Below are 24,400 nucleotides of genomic sequence, written 5' to 3'. Positions count from 1 at the left end.
TTATGCCAAAAATTATCGTTTGTTATTTAAAGTATTGCGTTATAAGCAGTTGTTGTTTGTTTGCCTAAATGGGAATACTTTTTGGCAAGTGGTATGCAGAACAATAAAATCATTCTTATGAAAAATCAAGTCAATTCGATTTATAAGCAAGCAGAGCGATTTGCTGAAATCACAAAGACGGCCATCCGAACAGGAAATATTTTAAGAGCTAAAAAATGTCTAGCATTAGCTGAAAGATTAATGACCGTAGGGAGCAACGAAACTAAAATTGCTATTTCAAATGTGTATTTATTCTCGGTTTCGTCCTTCATGGAATTACAGCATTGCAGCATAGCCAACTTATTTCCAACACAATTAAAGTTGGCTTACATCAAACAAATTAATACTTGCGGTGTTTAAATCGAACCCTAACATTTTAAATTATGCTCATCACTCTTTTACTATTGGCGCTTGCTGTTGTATTGTTTGCAATTTGCTTTAAAGCCGTCGAATTTTTTGAAAAAATCTAATCTATGACACTTTTACTCCTAATCGCTTTGGCCGTTTTTGGCTATTTAGTTTACGTATTACTTAAACCTGAAAAATTTTAAAAATGATGGCACCACAATACAAATTGGTTACAAAGGCTATACTAGCGTGGAGTGTCGCATTTCTGCTACTCATCCTATTTTTGAAAGCCGACGTTTTATTTAATTTCTAACAAACAAATTATGAATACAGAATTATTTGGGGTCATTAGTATTTTTATACTTTCAATTCTTGTGGCTATTCCTTTCGGGAAATACATTGCCAAAGTATTTACGGGAGATAAAACACTATTTGACCCGATTTTTAACCCAATTGAAAAATTTATTTTCAAGCTAAGTGGCATTAACGCTACCGAAGAAATGAATTGGAAACAACATTTAAAAGCACTTTTGAGTGTAAATATGGTTTGGTTTTTCTTTTGTTTCTTCATCTTGTTATTTCAAGGATCTTTATTTTTAAATCCTGATAACAACCCAAACATGAGTCCAGATTTGGCTTTTAATACTGCCATTTCGTTTCTTGTAAATTGTAATTTACAACATTACTCTGGTGAAACAGGACTTTCGTATTTATCCCAAATGGTTTTGATGTTCTTGCAATTTGTTTCGGCAGCGGTTGGAATTGCAGCTGCGGCTATGGTTTTTAATGACATGAAAGAACGAACAACCGATAAGTTGGGTAACTTTTACAACTATTTTATCAAATCGTGTACTCGTATTTTATTGCCATTGTCAGTATTTGTGGCTATTCTATTGGTTTTTAGTGGAACACCTATGACTTTTGAAGGCAAAGATACCATTACGACTTTGCAAGGCGATTCAGTCTCAGTTTCTCGAGGTCCTGCGGCAGCATTTATCGCAATCAAACATATCGGAACAAATGGAGGAGGATTTTTTGGTGCCAATTCGGCTCATCCTTTTGAAAATCCGTCTTACTTTTCAAATGCAGTCGAATTGTGGGCGCAGTTACTTATTCCGTTTGCGATGATCTTTGCTTTGGGCTTTTACCTAAAAAGAAGAAAATTATCCTATGTTGTTTTTGGAGTAATGACCATCGGTTTTTTATTGCTTGTAATCCCAACAGTTATATCAGAATTGAACGGAAATCCTGCAATAACAAAAATGGGAATTTCGCAAACCACTGGAGCCATGGAGGGAAAAGAAGTTCGATTTGGTCCCGCAATATCTGGTTTTTGGAGTATTGCAACCACGGTAATTTCAACAGGATCAGTCAATAGTATGCACGATAGCGCCATGCCGGTTTCAGGAACCATGCAACTTTTGGCCATGATGGTAAATGCTTTTTATGGAGGTTGTGGCGTGGGTTGGCTTAATTTTTACATTTTCATTATCCTAGCGGTATTTATTTCGGGTTTAATGGTTGGGCGAACACCTGAATTTCTCGGAAAGAAAATAGAAGCACGCGAAGTTAAAATAGCAGCTTTTATTGCCATTCTTCATCCTTTATTGATTTTAGCAGGAACAGCTTTAGCTTCTTATTTTGCGGCCAATGATACCGCAATGGGATACTGGTTTTCGGGTAACGCAACGGGGTGGTTAAATAATCCAGGATATCACGGATTTACTGAAATGTTATACGAATTTACCTCAAGTGCCGCCAATAATGGTTCTGGTTTTGAAGGCCTTGGAGATAACAATCCATTTTGGAATATCACTAGTGGAATCGTTTTATTATTGAGTCGCTTTCTACCAATTATCGGACCTGTAGCAATCGCTGGGTTGCTAGCGCACAAAAAATTCATTCCTGAAAGTGCCGGAACTTTAAAAACAGATACAACCATTTTTGGTGTTATGGTTTTTGCTGTGATTGCCATTATTGCTGCTTTATCTTTCTTTCCTGCACTGGCACTTGGCCCATTAGCAGAGTATTTTACACTAAAATAATTTAAAAAATGACTAACAATAAATCCAACTCATTGTTTGAAAGTAAGCAAGTTAAAGAAGCTTTACTGCAATCCTTTATAAAGCTTGATCCTAGAATAATGTTCAAAAATCCGGTCATGTTTACCGTTGAAATAGGAACTGCCGTAATGCTTGCAGTGTGTATTGCAATCCTTTTTGGCGCACAAGATCAAGGCAGTTTTACCTATAATTTTATCGTGTTCTTAATTTTATTAGCAACTCTTTTATTTGCCAATTTTGCTGAGGCTATTGCCGAAGCAAGAGGAAAAGCACAAGCAGATAGTTTGCGAAAAACACGTGAAGAAACGCCAGCCAGACTAGTTTTATCGAATGGTGAAATCAAAAACATCAGCTCATCTGAATTAAAAAAAGGTGATGTTTTTGTGTGTGAATCGGGAGATTTAATTGCAACCGACGGCGAAATCATCGAGGGTTTAGCAACTATTGACGAAAGTGCCATCACAGGTGAAAGTGCGCCCGTAATACGCGAGGCAGGCGGAGACAAATCATCTGTAACGGGAGGTACAAAAGTACTATCTGATAAAATTAAAGTGATGGTTACCAATGAACCTGGTGAGAGTTTTCTCGATAAAATGATCGCCTTGGTAGAAGGCGCTAGCCGCCAAAAAACACCTAACGAAATTGCACTTACGATTTTGTTAGCCGCTTTCACACTCATTTTTGTGATTGTGTGTGTTACTTTAAAACCTTTTGCTGATTATGCCAATGCGCCGATTACGATTGCAGCTTTTATTGCTCTGTTTGTTTGTTTGATTCCCACTACAATTGGCGGTTTATTATCTGCAATTGGAATTGCGGGAATGGATCGGGCATTACGCGCTAATGTGATTACAAAATCTGGAAAAGCAGTGGAAACTGCCGGCGATATTGATGTTTTACTGTTGGACAAAACAGGAACTATCACAATAGGAAATAGAAAAGCTACTGGGTTTCATGCTGCTGCCGGAATCAATGAATCCGATTTTATTGCATCAGCAGTACTAAGTTCATTAGCTGATGATACACCCGAAGGAAAGAGTATTGTTGAGTTAGCAGGTCCTGCAGTTGCTCAAAAATTATCTATTGAAGGAGCGACTCTTATTAAATTTACTGCCGAAACCAGAACAAGCGGTGTGATTTTAAAAGATGGTACAAACATTAGAAAAGGAGCACAAGATGCAGCCAAAAATATTGCAGCACAAGCGGGAACTATTTTTCCTGAGGATATCGCTCAAAAAGTGATTGAAATTTCATCGAATGGTGGAACGCCATTAATTGTTATCAAAAATGGGTCTGTTCAAGGTGTGATCGAGTTGCAAGACATCATTAAAACGGGGATGAAAGAACGTTTTGATCGCTTGCGAAAAATGGGCGTGAAAACGGTTATGGTAACGGGTGACAATCCGTTGACGGCCAAATTTATTGCTGAAAAAGCAGGTGTAGACGATTTTATTGCAGAGGCAAAACCAGAGGATAAAATGAACTACATCAAAAACGAACAACAAATGGGTAAACTAGTAGCCATGATGGGCGATGGTACAAATGATGCTCCCGCTCTTGCTCAAGCTGATGTAGGAGTTGCTATGAACAGCGGAACACAAGCGGCTAAAGAAGCCGGTAATATGGTCGATTTAGACAATGACCCTACAAAATTGATTGAAATAATTGAGATTGGAAAACAATTGCTAATGACACGCGGAACGCTTACCACGTTCTCAATTGCAAACGATGTGGCCAAATATTTTGCTATTGTTCCCGCTTTGTTTATCACAGCCATTCCAGCGCTCCAAGGCTTGAACATTATGCAATTGCACAGTCCAGAAAGTGCTATTTTATCTGCGGTTTTATTCAACGCGATTATTATTCCAATTTTGATTCCGCTTGCGCTAAAAGGAGTCGATTATAAGCCAATTGGAGCGAGTGCTATTTTGCAAAGAAACCTTTTGATTTACGGTCTTGGTGGCTTAATTGTTCCGTTTATCGGAATCAAATTGATTGATTTGGTTGTCGCATTATTTATGTAAAATCAAGCCTAACAGGTTTTCAGAGCCTGTTAGGTTTATAAAAAAATGAAAAAATGAAAAATGTATATTCTATTTTAAAATTGACCTTGTTTATGGTTGTTTTATTAGCGGTGATTTATCCAATGGCAGTGTTTGGAATTGCGCAATTGGCCGCCAACGAAGGAAAAGGCCAAACGGTTTTGGTAAACGGAAAAGTCGTAGGTTATCAAATAATTGGTCAGAAATTCGATAAATCGAATTATTTTTGGGGTCGCCCATCGGCAGTAGATTACAATGCTGCAGGAAGCGCAGGAAGTAACAAAGGTCCGAGCAATGCAGAATATTTAGAAGTTATTCAAAAACGAATTGATACTTTTTTAATAGCGCATCCATATTTAAAAAAATCGGATATCCCGGTTGATATTGTAACGGCTTCGGGTAGTGGTTTAGATCCGCATATTTCGCCACAAGCCGCTTTTATTCAAGTGAAACGTATTGCTCAGGAGCGTAATTTATCAGAAGATGTGGTTCAAAAATTAGTTGAAAGCAAGGTAAATTCGCCGCAGATTATGGGAACTCCGTTTGTTAATGTGTTGGAATTGAACGTAGCTTTAAATGAACTAAAATAAGAGTCTTGCAAAGTTTATTCTTAAACAAATAATGTATTTGAATGATAGTATTCTGTTCTTTACGAGAGTACTAGCCCAGATGGAAACGGCATCCTTTGCTTGCCTTCTTTAGGCAAGCAAAGATAAAGTGGACAGCTGGAATAGCTTCTAGAAAAAATTAACGAGGATAAAATAAATTTATGCTCTTACAAAAAATATAAAATGAAAAAAATAATGTTAGCGGCTTTATTAGCCTGCGGTGTATCAACTGTTCAAGCCCAAGATGTGGAAAAAACGAAAAGTCCATTGACGTTTTCGGGATATGCTGAAACGTATTACAGTTATGATTTTGCGAATCCTGAAAACCATGTTCGCCCTGGATTTTTTTATAATTACAACAAGCACAATGAGGTAAATTTGAATTTGGGTTTTGCAAAAATGAATTATTCCAGCAGTACGGTTCGAGGAAATTTTGCTTTGATGGCAGGAACCTATGCAGAGTATAATTTGGCTGCTGAAAGCGATTTGATGCAATATGTTTTTGAAGCAAATGTAGGTGTGCGCATTTCATCAAAGGCGAATTTATGGCTCGATGCAGGGATTATGCCGTCGCATATTGGATTTGAGAGCGCGATTGGAAAAGACAATATGACTTTAACCAGAAGTATTTTGGCTGAAAACTCACCGTATTATGAAAGTGGTGTAAAAGTAGGGTACACATCGCCATCTGAAAAATGGTATTTAGCAGCGATGTATTTGAACGGATGGCAACGCATTCAGAAAATTGATGGCAATCAAACTCCGGCTTTTGGAACTCAGGTTACCTATAAACCAAATCCTTCTGTAACGCTCAATTGGAGTACTTATGCTGGCAATGAGCAAGCCGATATAGCGCGCAGATGGCGTTATTTCAATAATTTTTACGGACAATTTAAAGTTGCCGAAAAAACAACATTAATTGCAGGTTTTGATATTGGATCGCAGCAAAAAGCAGTTAAAAGTAGTACTTATGATGTTTGGTTTTCGCCCGTTTTGATGGCACAATACAAACCAACAAACAAGGTACAACTGGCCGCAAGAGCAGAATATTACAGTGATGAAAAAGGTGTAATTATTGCTAGCGGAACTCCAAATGGTTTTAAAACCTACGGATTCTCGGCTAATTTTGATTACCTCCTGAGTGATAATGTAATTTTTAGAGTAGAAGCTAGAAATTTGCAAAGTCAAGATGCAGTATTTGTGAAAAATAGTATTCCAAGTACAAGTAATACTTTTTTAACTACTTCGCTAGCGATCTCACTCTAAATTATATCATAAGAGGCATATAAGTTCAAAAAAGAAAACTTAAATGTCCTTATATGCCTCATTTGGTACTTTTTTTATGGAACAAGAAAAGCAAAATAACGCGCAACATTTTCTGGATTTGATTCAGAAATCACGTAAAGGGAAATTCAAAGTGTATATTGGGATGAGCGCTGGCGTGGGCAAAACCTATCGGATGTTGCAGGAAGCCCATACTTTGCTGAAAAACGGAATTGATGTAAAAATTGGGTATATCGAAACGCATTTCAGGAAAGAAACGCATGAATTACTTGATGGATTACCTATAATTCCCAGGCGAAGTCTTTTTTACAAAGGCAAACAACTTGAAGATATGGATGTTCAGGCTATTATTAATTTACGACCTGAAGTCGTTATTGTAGATGAGTTGGCGCATACCAACATGGAAGGAAGTAAAAATGAAAAGCGATGGCAAGATGTTCTAGAGATTTTAGATGCGGGCATTAACGTGATTAGTGCCTTAAATATTCAACATATTGAGAGCTTGAACCAAGATGTAAAACGCATCACATCGGTTGATGTTCAAGAACGAGTTCCTGATAATGTATTGCGATTGGCAGATGAAGTGGTCAATATCGATTTGACAGCTGAGGATTTAATTGCACGATTGCGCGAGGGCAAAATTTATACTGCTGACAAAATTCAAACCGCACTTAACAATTTTTTTAAACCAGATCAAATCTTGCAGTTACGAGAATTAGCCTTGAAAGAAGTAGCTAGTCAAGTGGTTCGTAAAGTAGAAAATGAAGTAAAACCAACGGCAGGACTACGACACGAAAAATTGCTTGCTTGCATTAGCAGTAACGATACCACTGCCAAAATAGTGATTCGGAAAGCAGCTCGATTGGCCAGTTATTACAATTGCAGTTGGTATGTTTTGTATGTAGAAACACCAAAGGAAAGCAGCGATAAAATTGCTTTAGACAAACAACGGTATTTGATTAATAATTTCAAATTAGCCACACAACTTGGGGGTGAAGTGCTAAAAATTAGTAGCCCTGATATTACTGAAACCATGTTAAAAATTGTTACTGAAAAACACATTACAACAGTTTGCATCGGGAAACCGCATTTCAATTTAATTAAAGTAATTTTGTCTACAACTATTTTTAGACGTTTGCTAAATAGTCTTTCATTATCAAATGTTGATTTAGTGATTTTGTCTTAACTCAATCAAGGTTTCAACGCTTTTCGCAAAAGTTAAATTGTTCTTTATTTATGGTAGCAAACAAGAGCAACAACAATCAAAACATGGTTGATCATAAATTCATACCACGACAATATGAGAATTAAAACAAAATTAAATTTAGGAGTAGGCTTGTTATTTGGGTTGATTATCGTGCTCTCTTTGGTTAGCGCATTTTATGTTTTTTCGATAAAAAAAGATACCGAAAATATTTTGAAGGCCAATTACAATACCTTAGAATTTTCGAGAAATATGTTACTTTCATTAGAAAAAATAAGTACCGATGAACAAGCGGCAGTTGCAGTTTTTGAATCTAATCTTAAAAATCAAATTCTCAATATTACCGAAGCAGGAGAAGATGTTGTGACGTACAGCATTCAAAAACAGTTCAACGCTTTGAAAACGGATAGTAACAATTCCACTTTAAAGAATACTATTCGGTTGGATATTTTTGAACTCATGAAACTCAACATGATTGCCATAAAGCAAAAGAGTGATCTAGCAACGCAAACCGCCGAAACAGCAAATTTTTGGATTGCAATTACCGGAACATTATGTTTTTTGATAGCCTTTAATTTGCTTGTCAATTTACCCAACAATATTGCAAACCCAATCAAGGAATTAACAGCAAGCATCAAAGAAATTGCGAACAAAAATTACTCGCAACGTGTTCATTTTATGAATCATAATGAGTATGGCGATGTGGCAAGGTCATTCAATACGATGGCTCAAAAGCTAGAGGAATACAGTAACAGTGACTTGCACAAATTGGCTTTTGAAAAAAAACGTTTGGAGACTTTAATCAACAAAACACATGATCCCATTATCGGATTAGATACAGAAGGAATTGTTTTGTTTGCCAATGATGAAGCGCTTAAAATTATGGGAATGCATAGCGAAGATGTAATTGGTCAATCGGCATCAACCTTGGCTTTATCCAATGATTTGCTTCGAAATTTAATTCTTAGCGAAGTTCAAAGTGAAATTGAAAAACCAGCAAAAAAAGTACTTCCGATTAAAATATTTGCTGATGGTAAAGAAAGTTATTTTGAAAAAGAAATTGTGAATATCACTATCCAGCCAACTGGAGAGGAACACATTATTGCGATTGGTGATGTAATTATTTTGAAAAATATTACCGCTTTTAAAGAATTGGATTTTGCAAAAACTAATTTTATTGCTACCGTTTCGCATGAATTAAAAACTCCAATTGCATCGATCAAATTAAGTTTACAATTGTTAGAACAAGAACAAACGGGCAGCATCAATGCAGAGCAAAAACAGTTAATATCAGGTATTAAAGAAGACAGTCAGCGTTTACTAAAAATTACTGGCGAATTGCTCGAACTGTCGCAACTAGAAACTGGGAATATTCAATTGCGAATGGAAAATAGTAATCCGTATGACATAATTCAGTACGCAATTGAAGCCGTAAAAGTACATGCGGATAAAAAGCAAATCCAATTTAATGTGGTTGCAGAACCTAATATTCCAGCAGTAAAAGTTGATAGCGAAAAAACGGCGTGGGTTCTAATTAATTTTTTAACCAATGCAGTTGCTTATTCCTCTGAAAATAGCAGTATTACTGTAAATCTCAAAAAAGAGAACAATAAAGCTATATTTCAAGTTATCGATACCGGTCGAGGTATTGACAATCGCTATAAAACAAAGGTTTTTGATAAGTATTTTCAAGTTCCTGGCAGTCACAAATCAGGAACAGGATTGGGTTTAGCAATCAGTAAAGAATTTATCGAAGCTCAAAATGGTACTATTGGTGTAGAAAGTGAATTAGGTTTGGGTAGTACTTTTTACTTTTCTGTAGATTTGGTTTAAAAAGTTTTTCAAACAACTTCAAATACTTTTAATCTAAAGTCAAAGCTCCCAAAATTTCTTCTGACAAAAAGGGGCCACCCGGATATTGAGCCGTATAATCTAAGTTCATCCAAATTTGTCCGCGTTCGTCAACGTGATAATGTAATTTTTGATTGGCACTTTCCTTCGGGAAAAGAATATTCTTGATTAAAAAATTGACTTTTTCTAAATCGGCTTCAGTTCCAATTAAAATTTCAGGATAAATATGTCCTGTCGTGTGTATCAGTCGAGGCGTTCCACCAATAGATTTGATACTTGCGGCCATTAAAATAGAGTGATCGTCACAATCTCCTGAAAAATAAAGCAAAGATTCTGATGCCGTTGCAATATAATCACGCGCTTTTGGGTCACTTACATAATTCCAACGGCTGTTGATTTCTTTGAAAACTGCAAAACATTGAATGATCGTTCTGTAATCAGAGTAGCCTTTTAGTCCCTTAAAATGCTCATTCGTAGCCATGATTGCAAAATTGCGAATCTTTGGGTTTTGGTATTCAATGGCGTTAACAATTTTAGATTTGTTTGGAAAAGGCAACAATTTTGCAATGATTATATCTTGCGGATAGGGATTATCAGACATGGTATAAAGCATCGTGTTGTAGTCGTCATAAACGCTGTTAAAACCGTAATTGCCAATAGTAGAACCGTAAATTAAAGCCAATAGATAAACAAAAATACAAAGTATGATAATGGTACGTAATAACCTTAAAATTAGCTGAATTACCACAACCATCACGATAAAAATCACTATGCGGTCAATGTTCAAAAACCAATTGGGATTGATTAAGTTTTGATGCAAAATGATAAAAAGAGGAATGGCAATTAATACATTCAGTACAAAAATGATCACATCATCCCAAGGTTTTTTGACCTGAAAACGATGTTTAATTCCCTGAAAATTAATTTCTTTTTTTTGTATCATAGTTACAATAAAAACAGTTCCCTATACTGTTTTTACAATGTCCTCAAAAGTACTTTTTTTATCAATAATTCCGAGTTCAAAAAGTTGATTTTGAACTTTGTTTAACATTTCAGGTTCTAATCCTTTTTGAGACCAGCGCGTTAATCGCAACCACTCTTGAATATCTTCTATTTTTTGATGGTAGGCTTGAGCCAATGTTTTATCAATGCTTGGTATTTCTTTGAATTCTTGCGTGGTTTGGTTGATGATTTCTAATACTTTCGCAACTATTTCGGGTTGTTTTAGCAGTATTTCCTCACGAACTGCAATTACAAAGCAAGGCCAAGGAGTAGGACAATCAGCAATTCGTCTGAAAATCCCTTTGTCAACCAGTGGTTTGGTCATAAAACGTTCCCACATAAAATAATCTGCGGTTCCGTTTGTTAAGCCTTCAACAGCTCCGTCGATAGTGTTTACAATTTCAAATTGTAAATTAGTTGTATCCCATTTTTGATTACTAGCGTTTACGTAAGCCATCAATTGCGAACCAGAACCCAATCGGGAAATGGCAACTTTGGTATTTTCTAAATCTGCTAAGGTTTGAAAACTTGAATTAGCAGCCACATGAATACCCCAAATTAAAGGGCTATCAACATATACTTGTACTATTTTACTCGGATTTCCAGCTGTGATGTCTTTTACAATTCCCTCGGTAAGGATAACAGCAATATCAGTTTCGCCATCTCGTAGCATTTGACACATTTTTCCGGTTCCCTCAGGAACATCTGTCCATTGTAAATCGATGTTTTCGTTTTCAAAATCTCCGTTTTCAATAGCTAAATGCCAAGGCAAATTGAAATGTTCAGGAACTCCAGCTATTTTTATTGTTTTCATTATAAAAAAGGATTGTTTAATTCGTACCAATTCCAAGAAACACCGTCTTCTAAATAGGTTTCGGTCATTTGTAGGCCGATTTTTTGTAAAATTCGGTTTGAAGCAATGTTATCCGAATGTGCTGCCGCTTCCATAACCGGAATTTTCATAGTTTTTAAACCATAGTCCAACCACGCAAAACTAGCTTCACTGGCGTAGCCTTTGCCCCAGAATTTTTCATCTAAGCGGTAACCAATGTCGTAAAAATGGATTTTGTTATTGACCATTTCCGTATTGAATTTCAATCCGGCCCAGCCAATAACTTCATTAGTTTCTTTCAAAACCATTACAAAACGTCCAATTTTGTTTTGCTTGTATTGCTCTTGAACGGAGTTGATGATGTTTTTTACCTCGCTGACGTCTGTTAATGGATTGTTCCAAAGGTATTCGTGTACTTTTGGATTTCGGTCCATTTCGAACAAGGCTTCGGCATCTGAAAGTTTCATTTCTCGTAAAAGTAATCGGTCAGTTTCTAGAATTAAGTCCATAGAAAATTAATTTTAAGTCTTTAGCACTATTTCCTTAGCCCTGATAGGAGCGGCATCTCCCGAATTAGAAAAACAAGGCTTTTTAGCCGTAGTTTTTATTTATCGGGAATACAGCGGATAGCAGGAAATAGCTCCTAAAATTACACATTTATATCTTTAAAATGCTGATTTTTTGCGTAGCGAATCATGTTGGTAAAAGCATCGTCATCTAAATCCGGAATTTCTAAAATTTGGCTCAGAATTGCGGTATCGTACTCGTTTGCAGCTGTTGTAAAATACGGACTCAAATGCTTGCCAATACTCTCGTAATAGAGTTTTTCAATGGTGTTTTGATAGTCAAAGTCTTTGATGTTTTCTATTAAAGTAAAATTAGAGTAACCAACCTCTTTCATTATCAATTTCAAGCCATTAGACATGTTAAAACTTTTGTTGTGAACAATATTTAACTGTTTAATATCGTCTCGTTGAAAAATTGAAACAATCACTTTTGCGACATAGTCTACAGGAATAATATTCAAAACCGTATCGGGATTTACAATAAACCTAACGTTTTCTTGGTCGCCTTTGCGTTGCGACGTAAAGTGGAAAAATTTGGCCAACAAATAAAACACCATGTATTTTGAGATAAAATAGGGGTTTTCAGGAGTAAGCATGTTGCCGCCGATAACGCTGGGACGCAAAATTTGAAAAGGCAAACCTATTTTTTTACAAGCTGTCGCAATGAAATTTTCAGAGGCAAATTTGGCGTTTTCGTATGCATTGCGGTGCTCTGGCTCAAAATTTAATTGATGAAAATTGTTATCAATCATTCCTGTTCGGTTGCCTGACGAAAATGCTGTTCCGATGTAAATAAATTTGGTAATAAACGGATGAAAAAGTTCAAAAATAGACTTGGTGATCGTAGTGTTTTCGTTAAAAATTCTTTCGCGCTGGGATTCATCTGTAGACAAATTGACCAAACCAGCCGAGTGAATGAAATACGCTCCTTTGATTTTTTCGGTTACCGTATTTTGAATATCAGCTAAATCTGTATCAATGATTTCGATAAATTTTTGAAGCTTTTCAAAGCCTTGCTGGAGTAATACAGAAGGTGTGTAGCTGCTTGTAAGCAATTCTTTGATGCGATCGTGGGCCGATTTTTTTCCTTTGTTTCGAGCTATCAAAAAGAGTTTTCCATCAGGATTAGAAGTGCTAAAAAGTTCTAGAATTTCATACATGACGTGCGATCCTAAAACGCCCGTGGCACCGGTAAGTATTATTTTCATTCGTTGTTTGTTCAAAAAACAAATGTAGTTTTAAAAAAGAATAAATTGTTTTTTAAAACTACAAATGTATGTTTCGAGAATTATGGATTTAGATTCTTGCGGCCAGTTTTTCTAGCGTATACGCAATTAAGGCATCTACTGCTTTGTAAGGATTTTCACTAAAAGTTCCAGATGCACGATTGGCAATGATGGCGTTTAATGACAAGGCATTGTGTCCTAAAAGTGCCGAAAGTCCATATATTGCTGCGGTTTCCATTTCTAAATTGGTAATTTGGCTGTCACCAAATTTAAAATTATCCATCTTTGAATTCAATGCTTCATCCTGAATGTTCAAACGGAGAACGCGTCCTTGTGGTCCGTAAAAACCTCCAGCAGTTGCTGTGATTCCTTTGTGCATTTGGTCGCTTTCAATCACTTTTTCTAATTTTTCAGAACAAGCAATTACATACGGTTTTCCTTTTTTGAGATCCCAATTAGTATGTTGAACGAAAGCATCTTCTATTTCTAGATTCGAAACTTCGTCAATTAAATAGGAGCGAAGCATGTTGTCTAATCCCAAGCCAAATTTAGACAATACAAAACTATCCACAGGAATATTAGCCTGCAAAGAACCTGAAGTTCCGATGCGAATAATGTTCAAGGAAGTTAAATTTTCTTTTGGCTGACGCGTTTCAAGGTCAATGTTTACCAAAGCATCAAGCTCGTTGATTACAATGTCAATATTATCGGGACCAATTCCGGTAGACATCACGGTAATGCGCTTGCCTTTAAAAATTCCGGTTTGGGTTTTAAATTCTCTTTTTTGAGTCGAAAATTCAATACTATCGAAAAATTGAGTGATTTTCTCGACACGATTTTGATCACCTACAAAGATGATATCGTGCGCAATATTTTCGGGTTTTAAATTCAAATGGTAAACGCTACCGTCTGGATTTAATATTAATTCTGATGATTGTATCATTATTTTTTTTGTTTAAAGTTTAAAGTTTTAAGTTGCTCAACTGAATATTAAAACTGAGACTGTATACTGAGACTGCAAACAGCTTACTATCAACCTCCAACACGTTTTACTTTGAATCCTTTTAGTTTTAATATTTCCATTATTTTATCTCGGTAATCTCCTTGAATGATAATCGAATCGTCTTTGAAAGTACCGCCAACACTCAGTTTAGTTTTAATTTCTTTGGCTAGAATTTTAAAATCTTCGTCCGTACCTTCGTAACCTTCAATGATTGTGGTTGCTTTTCCTTTACGTTTTTCAAATTTACATATCATAGGTTCTTTTTGAACGTATAATTCGTGGGGTTCAGGTGTTACAACTTCTTCTGGCAAGGGTTCGTGATCAGGGAAAAGGTTTTTTAATTGGTCTTGTAAGTCCATAATTTTATAATATTGCACGCGGATAATACGGATAATACGGATTTACGCGGATTTTTATTTTCTATTATTTTGATATACTTTTCTAATAAATTCTGGTTTTTTACCAAAGTTTAAAAGCAATCCAACTTCGCAATTTGTCGCTTTTAAATAATTGATTAGTTGAAATTCATTTGCTTCAACTATATACTCTTGAGCTTTTAACTCTAATATTACTAAGTCATTTACGATAATATCAGCATAGTAATCACCAACTTCAATTTCTTTATAATATACTTTGATTTTTTTTTGAGCTTCAACATGAAAACCATTGGCTTTCAGCTCAAAATATAATGCATTCTGATATACTCTTTCCAGAAAACCATATCCTAACTCATTGTAAACGTCAAAGAATATTTTTATAATTGACCTAGTTAATTCTTGATGTAAAATACTACTCATAAATTTAAATATCAGTGTAAATCATTTTAAAATCAGCGTTATCCGCGATCCAATTCTAGGAAAAAGAAAAAGACATCAAGCGAACTCGATGTCTTTCTTGAACTATTGAATTAATATTTATTTTTTGATCAAACCTAAATCTACTAAACGCTCATAAAGGTAATCACCTGCAGTGATGTCTTCAAATTGTTTTGGATTTTCGGCATCGATGCAGTTTTCTAGGCAATTCAATGGCATATCGCTCACTGGGTGCATAAAAAACGGAATAGAGTAACGAGAAGTTCCCCATAATTCACGAGGAGGATTCACTACTTGATGAATAGTCGACTTTAATTTGTTGTTGGTATGACGTGATAGCATGTCACCTACATTAATTACCAACTCGTCTGGCTCAGCAATAGCGTCAATCCATTCTCCGTTGTGGTTTTGTACTTGTAAGCCTTTGCCTTGAGCACCCATCAACAACGTAATCAAATTGATGTCACCATGAGCAGCAGCTCTAATAGCGTTTTCAGGCTCTGATGTAATTGGAGGGTAATGAATAGGTCTTAGGATAGAATTTCCATCTTTGGCATAATTGTCAAAATAAAATTCATCTAATCCTAATCGTAAAGCCAAAGCTCTTAATACATACACACCTGTTTTTTCTAACATTTGGTAGGCTTCTTTTCCGACTACATTAAAACGAGGTAGTTCGTTTACTTCAACATTTTCAGGATATTCTGCAGCGTACTTTGAATCTTCAGACACGTATTGTCCAAAATGCCAAAATTCTTTCAAATCTCCTTCTTTTCTGCCTTTGGCGTGTTCTGTTCCAAAAGAAACATAACCTCTTTGTCCGCCAATTCCAGGAATTTCATAACTACGTTTGGTTTCTAATGGTAGGGCGAAAAAATTTCTAATTTCACCATACAATTCTTCAACTAACTGATCATTTAAAAAATGCCCTTTGAGTGCTACGAAGCCAATGTCTTCAAATGCACTTCCGATTTCATTTACAAATTTTTGTTTACGTGCCGGGTCATCCGACAGGAAATCACGCAAGTCAACACTAGGAATGTTTTGCATACTTAAATAATTTTATAAATTGCAAGGAATAAATCTTGCTGTTACAAAGATAAAGAATAATTTTAATTTCGAATTTTAAAAAATGATATTAAAATAAAAAAATATAACAAAATAATTAAAAACTGTTATAAATTTTTATCTTTGAAATCGATACTAAAAACCTAAAAATGACTTTTGATAGAAAAAACCTCACTGACCTTGAGCTTATAACACTTTACAAAAAGCTATTAAAACCGCGTCTTATCGAGGAAAAAATGCTAAAACTAATTCGCCAAGGCAAAGTATCCAAGTGGTTTTCTGGAATAGGACAAGAAGCTATCTCCGTTGGTGTTACTGCAGTTTTAGATTCTGATGAATACATTTTGCCTATGCACAGAAATTTGGGCGTATTTACAGGAAGAGATATTCCGTTGTACCGTCTTTTTTCGCAATGGCAAGGCAAAGCCAATGGTTTTACAAAAGGTCGCGATCGTAGTTTTCATTTTGGCTCGCAACAGTATAAAATTATTGGTATGATTTCGCATTTGGGACCGCAGTTAGGTGTGGCTGATGGAATTGCATTGGCCAATAAACTCAAGAAAAATGGCAAAATTACAGCTGTTTTTACTGGAGAAGGCGCCACAAGTGAAGGGGATTTTCACGAAGCTTTAAACATTGCTTCGGTATGGGAATTACCCGTGCTTTTCGTAATTGAAAATAATGGATACGGACTTTCTACACCAACAAATGAGCAATACCGCTGTGAAAATTTAGCTGATAAAGGCATTGGTTACGGAATGGAAAGTCATATTGTTGATGGAAACAATATTTTGGAAGTTGTAAACTTGTTATCAGAGTTAAAAGCTTCTATGAAAGAAAATCCACGTCCTGTTTTGCTAGAATTTAAAACATTCCGAATGCGCGGGCACGAGGAGGCGAGTGGAACAAAATACGTTCCGCAGGAATTAATGGATATGTGGGCAGAAAAAGATCCGGTAGAAAACTTTAGAAATTATTTGATAGAAAACGGCATTTTGAAAACCGATGATGATGTGGCTTTTCATCTTGACATTAAGCAGGAAATTGAAGAACATTTGGCTCTAGCTAACGCAGAAGCTGAAATTGAAGCTTCTTTGACGGAAGAACTAAATGATGTATATAAACCATTTGCTTTTGAGGAGGTTAAACCATCAAGAGAAAAAGAAAATATTCGTTTTATCGATGCAATTTCAAGTGCTCTGCAACAATCTATGGAGCGCTTTGAAAATTCGGTAATCATGGGACAAGATATTGCAGAATATGGTGGTGCCTTTAAAATTACAGATGGCTTTATAGCACAATTTGGAAAAGAGCGCGTGATTAATACACCTATTTGCGAAAGCGCCGTAGTTTCAGCAGGAATGGGCCTATCTATTAATGGTTACAAAGCGATTGTTGAAATGCAATTTGCTGATTTTGTTTCGACAGGATTCAATCCGATTGTAAATTTATTGGCAAAATCGCATTATCGATGGTTAGAAAAAGCAGATGTTGTAGTAAGAATGCCTTGTGGTGGTGGAACTCAAGCGGGACCGTTTCACTCTCAAACTAACGAAGCTTGGTTCACCAAAACTCCAGGTTTAAAAGTGGTTTATCCAGCCTTTCCGTATGATGCAAAAGGATTACTGAATGAATCTATTAACGATCCAAATCCCGTATTGTTCTTTGAACACAAGCAATTGTATCGTAGCGTTTACCAAGACGTTCCTAAAGATTATTACACCTTACCATTAGGAAAAGCGGCTCTATTGAAAGAAGGTAATTCAGTTACTATTATTGCTTTTGGAGCGGCAGTTCATTGGGCAATTGATACATTGGATAAAAATCTTGAAATTTCAGCAGATTTATTGGATTTAAGAACGCTTCAACCTTTAGACACCGAAACCATTTTTGCATCTGTTAAAAAAACAGGAAGAGCAATAATTTACCAAGAAGATAGTTTGTTTGGCGGAATTGCTAGTGATTTATCAGCATTGATTATGGAAAATTGTTTCCAATATTTGGATGCACCAGTGAAACGAGTGGCCAGTTTAGACACACCAATTCCGTTCACAAAAGCGCTTGAAGATCAGTATTTACCAAAAGGTCGTTTTGAAAATGAGCTTATTGCGCTGTTAGCTTATTAAAATCAAGAAAAGGAATTTCGGATTTTAAAAATACCCTAAAATCCAATAAATAATAATAAATAGGAGGATGGTTCCAAAACAACCGCCTCCTAATTTTTTTGCGCCATATCCGGCGATGATAGTTTTAAAAAATCCGTTCATAATTTTTTTATTAAAAGTAACGATAAGTTTTTAAATTCCAATCTTTTTATGGTTGTGTATTTTTTTCGAAATAAATTCATTTGTATTTGTAGCAACTAAATGATGTTTCTATTTTTGAAAAAAAATTAAAACACAGTCATGAAGCCGCTCAACGAAAAATTGTTAATCAAAGACGCTACTATAAACAAAGTACAATTTGATAAAGAATGGTTTTACAAATTAGATGATATGGCTTTTTATCTAAAAGAAGATTTGTCTGAAGTAGAATTTATTTTTTTACCAATGCTTATTGATGGTGAACAAGAGTTTGTTAAATGTTCCAGTTATGAAGATATTATGCGCGGTCGCAAAGAGATAGAATAGAAAAGGAGGCAATATTTTGGCCTCCTTTTCTAGTTTAACGATTGGCTTGTTGGGCTTTTTCTTTGATAATTAAACTGATTTTTTTGTTTTCTATTTTACTTTCCAACCAGGAAATGATATCGAGATATAAAAAGGCACGTTTTTCATAAGTGTTTTGTTCCAATTCGATAAAACGAGTTCGCATTTTAATAAATTCTTTCTTGATATCTGTCGGATAAATAGAGTTTAAGTTTTTCAGGAATTTGATAATTTCTTTTTGTACTTCATGCAAATCATTCATTTTGATTAAAAACTTGTAGGTGTTTTTTAGCTGATTTTCTAAATAGTAATCTTTCCCCAGTTCATAATGAGCTATCAAGCACAGCAAACGTGCAAAACACATTAAATCTTCGCGCATGCTTAAATTTCTATTATTAATAATTTTCTCCAGATAAAAAATACACTCGGTATATTTTTCGTTTCCAAAATAAATAGAAGCAAATTTATAGTAAAATAACATTTCGTGATGCTCGTCAAGGTGATCGGTGTGCATTTTCAATTTATGCAATACTTCTGGAATCAAATATTCACTTTCGGCAAAACTACCTTCCAAAATATGTAAATTGAGTTTATTATTATAAACGTACAAAAACGATAAACTTGCAATATTGTCATTCACCGGAAAGCGGGAATCTTTGATGGTTTCCTCCAACAATTCAAGATATTTTTTGAACTTGGTTTTATACTTGAGCATGTACAAAGATTCTAATAAATAATGATTTCCTTTCAAGAAAAAAACGGGATTCAAGTAAATCATACTTGGATTTTCATAAAACAAAGTCACCCATTTTAAGGAATATTTGTAGCAAGATAAAAAATCTTGAACCAAAAAACTACGCCACAAATTAGCATTGTAAAACCAGTATTTTTCTCGAAAACCAAATTTCTTTTCGTCGAGTTTAGCGGTGTGTTTTTTAAAGTAGTCATCAATATAGGTATACTCTGCATCGGTTTTTACATACCCAGTTTTGAGCATGATGCCGTACAGCTGCAACGACAAATTAGATAATTTACTTGATATTGTATTGCGATAGTTCAGCTCTTTTGCTTGTACCACTAATTCATCTGCACGCCCTTGAATACTTCGGGTAATATATTGGGACTCGATCAGTTTTTCAAATTCGACAATTTCGTAGGCCATTAACTTTTCATCATTCTCCAAAGCTAAAATTTTGGTTTTATCCAATAATTTCAAACTTTGTTTATACAATCCTTTGTTATACAAAATTGTGGCAAAATCAATTTGCTCTCGCAATTGGTAGCGCATATTTTGACTCGGAATATTCAACCGAATACTCACCAAAATTTGTTTGTATAAATAGGATTTAAGATTTGACAATTGCACTTTTTTAATACTGCCACTTTTTAAAATCAGTTTTTCATCATACGTTTCTGATTTGTCTAAAATGTTAAATAGCTCGATAAACTTGGTATTCGAACTAGTTTCTAATCGGCTAGCGAAAATTTTAAATTGTCTTTTTTCTGACTTCGAAAGCGACTTTATCAGTACAAATAAAAAATCTTTTTGATGGTTAGCCATTGTAGAATAAAAGGGTTTATGTAATTGTAAATCAGTGATTTAATAGATTAAAACATTCCTTATAAGCAGTATAATTCAAGAAATTGTATTTTCTATCCCACCAATGAAAGATATTTTTGTTTCAAGTTGTGCAAATTACATTAAATAAATGAAAATGAATAGAGAGAAAGTTCAAATTTTTGATACCACTTTGAGAGATGGCGAACAAGTGCCTGGATGTAAGCTTGACACGAAACAGAAATTAGTCATTGCCGCAAGGCTTGACGAAATGGGTGTAGACATCATCGAAGCTGGTTTTCCAGTATCGAGTCCCGGTGATTTTTTATCTGTTTCAGAAATAAGTATGGTTGTTCAAAATGCAATTGTTTGCGGATTAACTCGCGCTGTAAAAAATGATATTGATGTAGCGGCACATGCACTTCAATACGCCAAAAGACCTAGAATTCATACGGGTATTGGAACTTCTGATTCGCATATTTTTCATAAATTAAATACTACCAAAGAAGATATTATTCTACGTGCTAAAGCGGCTGTAGCTCACGCCAAATCGTACGTAGAAGATGTAGAGTTTTACGCGGAAGATGCTGGAAGAACCGATAATGAATTTTTAGCACGAGTCTGCGAGGAGGTCATTAAATCAGGAGCAACCGTATTAAATATTCCAGATACAACAGGATATTGTTTGCCCGAAGAGTATGGTGCAAAGATAAAATACCTCAAAGAAAATGTAAAAGGTATTGAAAACGTGGTTTTATCATGTCATTGTCATAATGATTTAGGAATGGCAACCGCCAATTCCATCGCGGGAGCTATAAATGGAGCAAGACAAATAGAATGCACAATAAACGGGATAGGAGAGCGAGCAGGAAATACGGCACTTGAAGAAGTGGTAATGATTTTCAAACAGCATCCGTACCTAAATTTAGATACCAATATTAATACTAGACAATTGAACGAAATGAGTCGATTGGTTAGTGAAAGTATGGGGATGATTGTGCAGCCTAATAAAGCAATTGTAGGTGCCAACGCATTTGCACACAGCTCAGGAATTCATCAAGATGGTGTTATAAAAAATAGAGCTACTTATGAAATCATGGACCCACTTGAAGTAGGCGTTAATGAATCATCAATTGTTTTAACAGCACGTAGCGGTAGAGCAGCATTGGCTTACAGAGCAAAAAAAGTAGGTTATGAATTGACCAAAATACAGTTAGATATTGTTTATCTCGAGTTTTTAAAATTTGCTGACATTAAAAAAGAAGTAATTGATCAAGACATTCATCAAATAATTGAGGTTTGTAAAATAAATAAAGAATTGGTTTTAAATTAAGATAGTCCCCAACTCGAAATAAAAGTAATATGAATTTAAAAATAGCAGCGCTTGCAGGCGACGGAATTGGTCCTGAGGTTATAACCCAAGCCAAGAAAGCATTATACGCCATAGGTGTAGTGTATGATCATGAGTTTGTTTTTGAAGATGCTTTGATTGGAGCTATCGCTATTGAGAAAACGGGAATTCCGTTACCACAACAAACATTAAACTTGTGTTTGAATACGGATGCTGTACTATTTGGAGCAGTTGATGACACGGTGCCAAATACTGCGGTAAGACCAATTCAAGGGGTATTGAATTTGCGGCAAGCGCTAGGCCTTTATGCTAACATAAGACCTGTGAAACCGTATGCTGATTTGCTTGATTTGTCTCCGTTGAAACGAAAAATTATCGAAGGAGCTGATTTTATTATTTTTAGAGAATTATCTGGTGGATCGTATTTTAGTGAGAAAAAAAGCAATGAAACAGGCACTTTTGCCTCTGATCTTTGCGAATATTCTGAAGAAGAAATTATCCGAATCAGTCATTTAGCTTTTCGAACTGCACAAAAAAGAAAGAAAAAATTAACCTTAGTTGACAAGGCAAATATATTAGAAACCTCGCGTTTGTGGCGCAAAGTGGTTACTGAACTTTCAGAGGGCTATCCTGACGTAGTTTTAGAATTTTTACTAGCGGATGCTGCTGCGATGCAAATTATCATCAATCCAAAACAATTTGATGTCATTTTAACTGAAAATTTATTTGGAGATATTTTATCTGACGAAGCTAGTGTGATAACCGGCGCAATTGGTTTATTACCTTCAGCATCTTTAGGTAGTTCGTCGGCGCTTTTTGAACCCATTCATGGTTCTTTTCCAGAAGGAAAAAATAAAAACATTGCCAATCCTATTGCCTCAATTATTTCAGCAGCAATGTTATTAGAGCACTTTGGCTTGCATGCCGAATCATTAAAAGTGTACGAAGCGGTGCAAAAAGCAATTGAATTAAATGTAGTCACCGCTGATTTGAATCCGTATTCTAAATTCGGAACTAATGAAGTAGGCGATTTTATTGCAAATTATATTCTTAGCAAAGACGATTTATATTTTAAGAGCGATAACGTGTACATCGGTCAGTCAACCATAGTTTAAAACAAACAAAACTATTTTCAAAAACGAAACATCAATAATGGAATTAAATAAATACAGCAAAACGATTACTCAAGACGAAACGCAACCTGCAGCGCAAGCCATGTTGTACGGAATTGGTTTAACTGAAGCTGATTTGAATAAAGCCCAAGTGGGTATAGTAAGTATGGGATATGAGGGAAATCCCTGTAACATGCATCTTAATGATTTAGCAAAAGACATTAAAACTGGGGTTTGGCAAGAAGATTTAGTAGGATTGATTTTTAATACAATCGGAGTGAGTGACGGAATGTCAAACGGTACCGATGGTATGCGTTTTTCATTGGTGTCTCGAGATGTTATTGCTGATTCTATCGAAACAGTTGTAGGAGCGCAGTGGTACGATGCCGTGATTGCCATTCCGGGTTGCGATAAAAATATGCCAGGTTCAGTTATGGCAATGGGACGCCTTAATCGTCCTTCGATCATGGTGTACGGAGGTAGCATCCATTCTGGAAAATGGAAAGGAGAATCACTAAACATTGTATCGGCTTTTGAAGCCCTTGGGAAAAAGTTTAACAATACGATTTCACCTGAGGATTTCAAAGGTGTAATTCAAAATTCCTGTCCTGGTGCGGGTGCTTGTGGCGGAATGTATACAGCAAACACCATGTCCTCAGCTATCGAAGCTTTGGGAATGAGTTTACCTTACAGCTCGTCGAATCCAGCTTTAAGCCCAGAAAAAAAGCAAGAATGCCTTGATGCGGGCAAAGCCATTAAAATTCTGTTAGAAAAAGATATCAAACCTAAAGATATCATGACGCGCGAAGCCTTTGAAAATGCCATTACAATGGTAGCAGTTTTAGGCGGATCAACCAATGCTGTGATGCATTTAATCGCTATGGCGCATTCAGTAGATATCGAAATCACTTTGGATGATTTTCAAAGAATTAGTGACAAAACGCCTTTGCTTGCCGACTTAAAACCTAGCGGAAAATACCTCATGGAAGACCTTCATGCGGTAGGCGGAGTTCCTGCTGTCATGAAATATTTATTAAAAGAAGGTCTATTACACGGACATTGTTTGACGGTTACGGGTAAAACTTTAGCCGAAAACTTAGCTTCTGTACCTGACTTAAATGATGGTCAAGATGTTATTCATAAAATTCAAAAAGCATTAAAAAGTACTGGAAATATTCAAATTTTATATGGAAATCTAGCTTCTGAAGGCTGTGTGGCTAAAATTAGCGGTAACGAAGGCGAATATTTCGAAGGCGATGCTATTGTTTTTGAAAATGAGCATGATGTAATTAAAGGTGTCCGAAATGGAGAGGTTAAACCCGGAAATGTAGTCGTCATTAGATACTGCGGACCAAAAGGTGGGCCAGGAATGCCTGAAATGCTAAAACCTACGTCAGCCATTATGGGTGCAGGTTTAGGAAAAAGTGTTGCTTTGATTACAGATGGCAGATTTTCTGGTGGTTCGCACGGTTTTGTAGTAGGACACATTACTCCCGAAGCTTATGATGGTGGCGGTATTGCATTAGTTCAAAATGGGGATATTATCACCATTGATGCAGTCAAAAACACCATCAATCTTAAAATTTCGGATGAGGAATTTGCAAATCGAAAATCACAATGGAAACAACCAGAAACACCAATAAAAAAAGGTGTTTTACTAAAATATATTCGGTCAGTTTCAAGCGCCTCAACAGGTTGCGTAACTGATAAATAAAAACCAATAGCAATTTCAATAGGCAATATCAATAGCATAAAAATTTAATTGTTATTGCCACAAATT

General features: G+C 35.6%; 22 protein-coding genes. 13 read left to right on the top strand and 9 right to left on the bottom strand.

The genetic code is table 11. The features are described 5' to 3' along the window. The first annotated feature begins 117 nt into the window (after positions 1 to 117). The 8 genes from KBJ98_RS08900 (at position 118) to KBJ98_RS08865 (ending at position 9,421) form a co-directional block, all read left to right on the top strand. Positions 118 to 399, top strand: a complete 282-nt coding sequence (locus KBJ98_RS08900) for a DUF7674 family protein (protein ID WP_210789663.1) — start codon at positions 118 to 120, stop codon at positions 397 to 399. A 113-nt stretch (positions 400 to 512) separates the two neighbouring features. Beyond that, positions 513 to 590 carry a K(+)-transporting ATPase subunit F gene (gene kdpF, locus KBJ98_RS15340; RefSeq protein WP_210789699.1) on the top strand — a complete coding sequence of 26 codons (78 nt, stop codon included), beginning with the start codon at positions 513 to 515 and terminating at the stop codon, positions 588 to 590. A gap of 120 nt (positions 591 to 710) precedes the next feature. Next, positions 711 to 2,432 carry a potassium-transporting ATPase subunit KdpA gene (gene kdpA / locus KBJ98_RS08890; RefSeq protein WP_210789660.1) on the top strand — a complete coding sequence of 574 codons (1,722 nt, stop codon included), beginning with the start codon at positions 711 to 713 and terminating at the stop codon, positions 2,430 to 2,432. Positions 2,433 to 2,440: 8 nt separating this feature from the next. Next, positions 2,441 to 4,474 (top strand): potassium-transporting ATPase subunit KdpB, encoded by a 2,034-nt coding sequence (kdpB, locus tag KBJ98_RS08885; protein WP_210789657.1) that lies wholly within the window; start codon positions 2,441 to 2,443, stop codon positions 4,472 to 4,474. Positions 4,475 to 4,527: 53 nt separating this feature from the next. Further along, positions 4,528 to 5,082, top strand: a complete 555-nt coding sequence (locus KBJ98_RS08880; RefSeq protein ID WP_210789653.1) for a K(+)-transporting ATPase subunit C — start codon at positions 4,528 to 4,530, stop codon at positions 5,080 to 5,082. A gap of 201 nt (positions 5,083 to 5,283) precedes the next feature. Further along, positions 5,284 to 6,366, top strand: coding sequence for a porin (locus KBJ98_RS08875; RefSeq protein WP_210789650.1), 1,083 nt, complete (start codon positions 5,284 to 5,286; stop codon positions 6,364 to 6,366). A 43-nt stretch (positions 6,367 to 6,409) separates the two neighbouring features. After that, positions 6,410 to 7,570, top strand: a complete 1,161-nt coding sequence (locus KBJ98_RS08870; RefSeq protein WP_394369371.1) for a sensor protein KdpD — start codon at positions 6,410 to 6,412, stop codon at positions 7,568 to 7,570. A 114-nt stretch (positions 7,571 to 7,684) separates the two neighbouring features. Continuing rightward, positions 7,685 to 9,421 (top strand): HAMP domain-containing sensor histidine kinase, encoded by a 1,737-nt coding sequence (locus KBJ98_RS08865; protein WP_210789647.1) that lies wholly within the window; start codon positions 7,685 to 7,687, stop codon positions 9,419 to 9,421. A gap of 28 nt (positions 9,422 to 9,449) precedes the next feature. On the opposite strand, the gene KBJ98_RS08860 is transcribed toward KBJ98_RS08865, so the two are convergent. From KBJ98_RS08860 to KBJ98_RS08825, 8 genes are all read right to left on the bottom strand, one after another. After that, positions 9,450 to 10,382, bottom strand: a complete 933-nt coding sequence (locus KBJ98_RS08860; RefSeq protein WP_166134465.1) for a transglutaminase — start codon at positions 10,380 to 10,382, stop codon at positions 9,450 to 9,452. Between the two features lie 21 nt (positions 10,383 to 10,403). Then, complete coding sequence (locus KBJ98_RS08855; protein WP_210789644.1) at positions 10,404 to 11,255, bottom strand: substrate-binding domain-containing protein; 852 nt, start codon at positions 11,253 to 11,255, stop codon at positions 10,404 to 10,406. Further along, positions 11,255 to 11,782, bottom strand: a complete 528-nt coding sequence (locus KBJ98_RS08850; protein ID WP_166134461.1) for a GNAT family N-acetyltransferase — start codon at positions 11,780 to 11,782, stop codon at positions 11,255 to 11,257. Before KBJ98_RS08850 ends, KBJ98_RS08855 begins: the two co-directional genes overlap by 1 nt. Positions 11,783 to 11,922: 140 nt before the next feature. Then, a complete protein-coding gene (locus KBJ98_RS08845; RefSeq protein WP_210789642.1) occupies positions 11,923 to 13,047 on the bottom strand; it encodes an SDR family oxidoreductase in 1,125 nt (374 codons plus the stop codon). An 88-nt stretch (positions 13,048 to 13,135) separates the two neighbouring features. After that, entirely contained in the window at positions 13,136 to 14,008 is an 873-nt protein-coding gene (locus tag KBJ98_RS08840) for a nucleoside phosphorylase (protein ID WP_210789623.1), read from the bottom strand. Between the two features lie 89 nt (positions 14,009 to 14,097). Continuing rightward, the gene (locus KBJ98_RS08835) at positions 14,098 to 14,427 is read right to left on the bottom strand and encodes a translation initiation factor (protein WP_210789620.1); all 330 of its coding nucleotides are present in this window, start codon (positions 14,425 to 14,427) and stop codon (positions 14,098 to 14,100) included. Positions 14,428 to 14,481: 54 nt separating this feature from the next. Further along, positions 14,482 to 14,865: a GxxExxY protein gene (locus KBJ98_RS08830; protein WP_166134453.1), complete on the bottom strand. Its 384-nt coding sequence runs from the start codon at positions 14,863 to 14,865 to the stop codon at positions 14,482 to 14,484. A gap of 117 nt (positions 14,866 to 14,982) precedes the next feature. After that, entirely contained in the window at positions 14,983 to 15,933 is a 951-nt protein-coding gene (locus KBJ98_RS08825) for an isopenicillin N synthase family dioxygenase (protein WP_210789617.1), read from the bottom strand. A gap of 167 nt (positions 15,934 to 16,100) precedes the next feature. Between KBJ98_RS08825 and KBJ98_RS08820 the strand changes: the two genes are divergently transcribed. Together KBJ98_RS08820 and KBJ98_RS08815 are read left to right on the top strand one after the other, a co-directional pair. Further along, positions 16,101 to 18,077 (top strand): alpha-ketoacid dehydrogenase subunit alpha/beta, encoded by a 1,977-nt coding sequence (locus KBJ98_RS08820; RefSeq protein WP_166134449.1) that lies wholly within the window; start codon positions 16,101 to 16,103, stop codon positions 18,075 to 18,077. Between the two features lie 279 nt (positions 18,078 to 18,356). Next, positions 18,357 to 18,581, top strand: a complete 225-nt coding sequence (locus KBJ98_RS08815; protein ID WP_166134447.1) for a hypothetical protein — start codon at positions 18,357 to 18,359, stop codon at positions 18,579 to 18,581. Between the two features lie 34 nt (positions 18,582 to 18,615). Here the strand turns inward: KBJ98_RS08815 and KBJ98_RS08810 are convergent, their stop codons facing one another. Continuing rightward, positions 18,616 to 20,160 (bottom strand): hypothetical protein, encoded by a 1,545-nt coding sequence (locus tag KBJ98_RS08810; protein ID WP_166134445.1) that lies wholly within the window; start codon positions 20,158 to 20,160, stop codon positions 18,616 to 18,618. Between the two features lie 154 nt (positions 20,161 to 20,314). On the opposite strand from KBJ98_RS08810, the gene KBJ98_RS08805 reads away from it, so the two are divergent. The 3 genes from KBJ98_RS08805 to ilvD are packed head-to-tail and all read left to right on the top strand — an operon-like array spanning position 20,315 to position 24,334. Continuing rightward, positions 20,315 to 21,490, top strand: coding sequence for a 2-isopropylmalate synthase (locus KBJ98_RS08805; RefSeq protein WP_210789614.1), 1,176 nt, complete (start codon positions 20,315 to 20,317; stop codon positions 21,488 to 21,490). A gap of 29 nt (positions 21,491 to 21,519) precedes the next feature. Next, positions 21,520 to 22,623 (top strand): 3-isopropylmalate dehydrogenase, encoded by a 1,104-nt coding sequence (gene leuB / locus KBJ98_RS08800; protein WP_166134441.1) that lies wholly within the window; start codon positions 21,520 to 21,522, stop codon positions 22,621 to 22,623. A gap of 37 nt (positions 22,624 to 22,660) precedes the next feature. Beyond that, positions 22,661 to 24,334, top strand: a complete 1,674-nt coding sequence (gene ilvD / locus KBJ98_RS08795) for a dihydroxy-acid dehydratase (protein ID WP_210789611.1) — start codon at positions 22,661 to 22,663, stop codon at positions 24,332 to 24,334. Positions 24,335 to 24,400 lie beyond the last annotated feature (66 nt).

It is taken from the genome of Flavobacterium erciyesense (assembly GCF_018069925.1).
GTDB classification, from domain to species: Bacteria; Bacteroidota; Bacteroidia; order Flavobacteriales; family Flavobacteriaceae; genus Flavobacterium; species Flavobacterium erciyesense.
The sequence above is the reverse complement of the archived record's forward strand: the minus strand, read 5'-3'. Positions and strand labels throughout refer to the sequence as shown.